This is a genomic window from Enterobacter sp. 940_PEND, from assembly GCF_001059415.1.
GTDB lineage: Bacteria > Pseudomonadota > Gammaproteobacteria > Enterobacterales > Enterobacteriaceae > Enterobacter > Enterobacter cloacae_M.
On the sequence record NZ_JUMS01000067.1, the window covers coordinates 1 to 4370 of the forward strand.

Genomic DNA, 4370 nt, shown 5'->3' on the forward strand with positions numbered 1-4370 from the left:
GGTTGCATGTAGCAACAAGTAAGCCTGTCTATTTTCAGAGCAAATAGTGATTATGTCAACCTGGGTATCAAATGGGTATACCTATTAAATACTATCCAGTTTATTGGTAGAATATAAATAAGTTACCACTTAAATGATACCGATTGGAATGTGACTATTTTAATGTTACTGCCGGAGGAACTTTGTTTATATTTGGATATCTTCGTGCTTCAACTCAGGAACAGGATGCACTGCGTGCAAAATCGAGGCTCAAGGACTTTGCTCAACAACACAATCATCGCATTGCTGGCTGGTATGTTGAAAATGCTTCAGGCGCAGCATTGCACCGACCGGAACTGATGAGACTGCTTCAGGATACAGAGCCAGGGGATGCGATACTTATAGAACAAGTAGATCGGCTTTCACGCCTGGATGATAATGGCTGGGAATCTTTAAAAAAGATGATTAATGAGAAATCGCTTTCAATAATAAGCCTTGATTTGCCTACAAGTCACATTGCCCTGTCCACACCATCAGCTTATGACTTTACTCATAGTATGCTCCGGGCAGTGAATAATATGATGCTGGACATGTTAGCTGCTATCGCCCGTAAAGATTATGAAGATCGTCGCAGAAGGCAGATGGAAGGAATTACAGCCGCCAAGGAAAAAGGGAAATACAGGGGGAGGCTAGCAGATAAGGAAAAACATGAGTTAATTAGAACGCTTCGCAAGAAAAACGGAAAATCAATAAATGAAACGGCAAGGCTCGCCGGCGTTTCACGCATGACAGTTATTCGAGCATGTAAAGATACGGATTGAAATTTAGAAAAGCCACAGCCCTGAATGAGCTGTGGCGCTACGTCCTGAAAATTCAGTAAAGAAACAACTTATTCTGTTTCACCGCGAAAATAAACTTGTTTAATATAACGACCACGGCCATCTCCATGCCCCAAATCCATCGATACTAATGCTTCAGCTTCGTCGCGGCTCATTCCATTTTTAATATGATGATTTACAGCATCACGTGAATAAGCGTAACGCAAACTATGCGGGGCATTTTTACCATTCATCCCTGCCTCTCGTACAATATTTCGGTAACGATCTATTGCAGTATGCAGAGAAGGTTTATCAATCAGTTTTCCGTTATGTTCACTGACATAATGAATTGCCTTATCAAGAATTGATAAAACTTTTTCACGATTGAAAACTGTTGTTTCTCTCGGCCGCCCGCCTTTAGTCCCGAAAACAACACGGACACGCTCATTATTGTTAATCAATGACTGCTTCCATGTTTTTAACGACTTTGCGGACTGCACGGTTTCTTCTGTTCTCAATCCAAGGTATCTTGAAAGTTGTACCGCGAGCGCAACACCTTCATCTTTTTTAAGCGCAAAATTCACAACCGCATTAAGTTTTTCATCTGTAATAGGAAGTTTAGTGCCATCCCGGTTAGCACCAGAAATTCCCAGGGCCTGATTACTCAGGCTGGTATGATTGGGATCGGCCAGTTTATTTCTTCCTGCTGATAATAAAACAGAGCGGATAGCAGACATCTCATTCTGTAACGTCCTGAGAGACAAACTGTCTGCCTTCCTGCTCTCAATATATTTTTCAATATGGGAAGTTTTGATATGTTTTACGTCCCTAATCTGAATATTCAGTTCAGACAGACGTTCAGAAAAACGTTCTGCAATTCTTGAGCGGTCAGCCACAGTTTTATAACTTCCCCTTCCCTGACGAGCAAGTGTGACAAGTTGTTTGCACAGCTGTTTACTGAATCTGGACATTCCTATATCTCCACAGGGATACACGTCCCTCGGCTTGTAAATAAGCGGACGGATCTGTACCCCAGTAATTCATCCCCGACGACACGGTTGCTTTTGCGCTTCCTGCGTCTCAACTGGTATCTGTGCATCGGGGCGGCGAATTGTTGAGTTCTTGCGAGGCACCCCAGATCTCTGATCTGTTTGCTGCTTATGCAGAGCTGACTTACGTCAAGCTGCCTCCAACACTACTGTTCGTAGTGTCGCCATCGATACCGAGTCGATTTCCTCCTTACTGATAATTGAACGTTCAGACGGCCTTCCGTCGTGCTTACGTTGATGTAAAAGTGAGTTTAATACCGTACTAACACGGACTACATGTTGGTCAGATGGTAGTAAAACGTTGAAAACCACGTCGTACGTGGGTTGAGACGTTATGCGCTGCGCGCGTCACTTGGTAGTGTCTTCGCCACTTCACAAGTGACGCCGCGCAGCTTCGTGCTCCTAATGCAACTCCGTAAGCGGCCAAATGTGCCAAATGGCCTTATCCGTCGATGCAAAAGTCGTACGAAACTCAGGGCGTATCCCTGGCAAGAATCATAACGTAGTGAAAGATCAGAGCCTGATTCAGCTCCTTTAATGACAATTCAACATCAGGAAGATGTGAATCATTGAGGCGTTAGCCGGCCAGTTTTTGGTCGGTGACCTTATCCACATTAGTGGCCCCCGTTTTCAAAGGTTAAACGGGTTTACCGCCATAAGGCGTCCCTCTCAGGTATGTGGGACATTAGCTGGCAGTCACCCGAAGGCGCTTCTCTCAGACCGCTGAAGCATTGGCTGGTAACCGCCCGAAGGCACCCCTCTCAGGTTACAGGGGTTTTGGATGGTCGCCGTAGCGACTTCTAATGCACTGGTGATGTTAGCAACGCCTCAGATGATCGTCAACTTTCTTATATTATTCATTGTTAGGGTCTGCATATATCACCATTCCAACAGACATTAGATCCTCAACGTCATTAGCAAGAAAAGGTATAAAAGATTTGCTTTGAATTTTTTCTACTATACCTTGCCCAACGACTATAGGTACGTATTGATAGCCAGGAAAAATATCATTTGGCTTACCTACCAGCACACCTCCAGTATATTCATGGCAATCAGGAAATACATTTGAAAGAGTACTCAGATATGAAATATCAATCAAATGACCAGTATCTGTTGTATACCAGGCATGAAGATTTAGAGCAGGCGTCTCAGAAAAATCTTCGGGCTGAAATCCCTTGTTGGACCATTTTTCAAATTCATCATATGTGGGATTATAAAGCCATTTATCTCCCTTCCATAATTGACCGACTGTCGTCCAAATTTTACAGCCAAGTGCGGATTCAAAATATGGCTGAAGGAAATGACACCACTTGAGACATTGCCCTGCTGAAAAAGAGAAGCTATCCACTTCTGCTTCATGACACACTTTTGCCATCATATTATGATAATCCAATTCACCATCCTTCAAATCCGTTATTGAACCTTCATTAAAGCCCAGCCCTTTTGTAAATTTTAATGCATGCTCAAAGTTGGCTCTGTAATCCAGAGTTTCGTCACACTCTATAATTCGGCCTTTATATTTATTATGGAAATAGGACAAGAGATTAAACACACTTACTCCTTATAGATTTATGAGTGCGGATATAGCAATATCCACACCCTTAATAATTAGTTACTTCCCTTCAGCTACATTCTTAATATTTTGCATTAAATCCTGCAAGCCGCTACTTGCGAGTCTTTGCTTTGAAGAAGAACTGTACGTTATATGAATACGACTACCTGACCCATTTTTTTCTAGCTCAATAGTTAGGTGATCATCATAGTCGCCCCAATCTGAGCCCATTTTATAATAACTTCCAGTCATCGCATCCCATTCCTGATTACTATCGGTAATTGCGCTGGCAGTCCATTCGCCATCGTTATTTTTTTCTCTAATTGATCTCAGTTCATCATTAGAGATAAACTTAAACTTCCTTTTAATTCTTGCTGCTGCAGTATCAACATCTACTGGTACAGTATAACTTTTAGAGGTCGATTCTTTTTTTCTGAAGGAGATACTTTCATACGCTGCTCATCATTTCCTGAGGAGTTACCTCTCAGGGAATTCATTATTCCTGAGGCACCATCACTGATTTTCTGGTTTGTAGTTGCTATATCATTCATACTACAAGCTGTTACGAGAACAGGTAGTATTAAAATAGTATATAGACCCTTCATATTCCTTTTTTCTCCCTATTTTTACCGTGAAAATAACAGCTTTAGTACGACTTACTATTCCGTCACATTGTAACAGACTGTAAAACCCTGCCGTATTGTATAATGAAAGTCAATGATGAGGTATACCAAATGGCTGGGCGTAAAAAGGAAGCTCACTTCACTTTAATTATATCACTTAGCTTAGTCGTGAAGGCGGGGGAAAGCCTTTCTCTGCGCATCTTCCAGCCCATAGATGCATCTTTAATACCTTGCCCTGCAAACCAAACAGAGCCTTTGCCTGAATGGTTAATGCTGTCTATTAATGTCATCAGCTCTTCGGTAATGGTGCCAACTTACTGATTTAGTGTATGATGGTGTTTTTGAGGTG

Annotated in this window: 4 protein-coding genes and 1 pseudogene; 1 reads left to right on the forward strand and 4 read right to left on the reverse strand. The window is 42.2% G+C overall.

The window, feature by feature from the left end:
• Positions 1 to 182: 182 nt before the first annotated feature.
• On the forward strand, positions 183 to 800 hold the full coding sequence (locus tag ADJ24_RS10440; RefSeq protein WP_020899211.1) for a recombinase family protein: 618 nt from the start codon (positions 183 to 185) through the stop codon (positions 798 to 800).
• A 68-nt stretch (positions 801 to 868) separates the two neighbouring features.
• Here the strand turns inward: ADJ24_RS10440 and ADJ24_RS23530 are convergent, their stop codons facing one another.
• The 4 genes and pseudogenes from ADJ24_RS23530 to ADJ24_RS24145 all read right to left on the reverse strand — a co-directional run.
• Complete coding sequence (locus ADJ24_RS23530; RefSeq protein ID WP_006786007.1) at positions 869 to 1768, reverse strand: integrase domain-containing protein; 900 nt, start codon at positions 1766 to 1768, stop codon at positions 869 to 871.
• 931 nt (positions 1769 to 2699) lie between these two features.
• Positions 2700 to 3398: a hypothetical protein gene (locus ADJ24_RS10445; RefSeq protein WP_020899212.1), complete on the reverse strand. Its 699-nt coding sequence runs from the start codon at positions 3396 to 3398 to the stop codon at positions 2700 to 2702.
• A 60-nt stretch (positions 3399 to 3458) separates the two neighbouring features.
• Positions 3459 to 3650: a hypothetical protein gene (locus tag ADJ24_RS25525; protein ID WP_202816119.1), complete on the reverse strand. Its 192-nt coding sequence runs from the start codon at positions 3648 to 3650 to the stop codon at positions 3459 to 3461.
• A gap of 505 nt (positions 3651 to 4155) precedes the next feature.
• Positions 4156 to 4314, reverse strand: a pseudogene (locus ADJ24_RS24145) (DUF4113 domain-containing protein); the annotation flags it as partial.
• Positions 4315 to 4370: the final 56 nt, after the last annotated feature.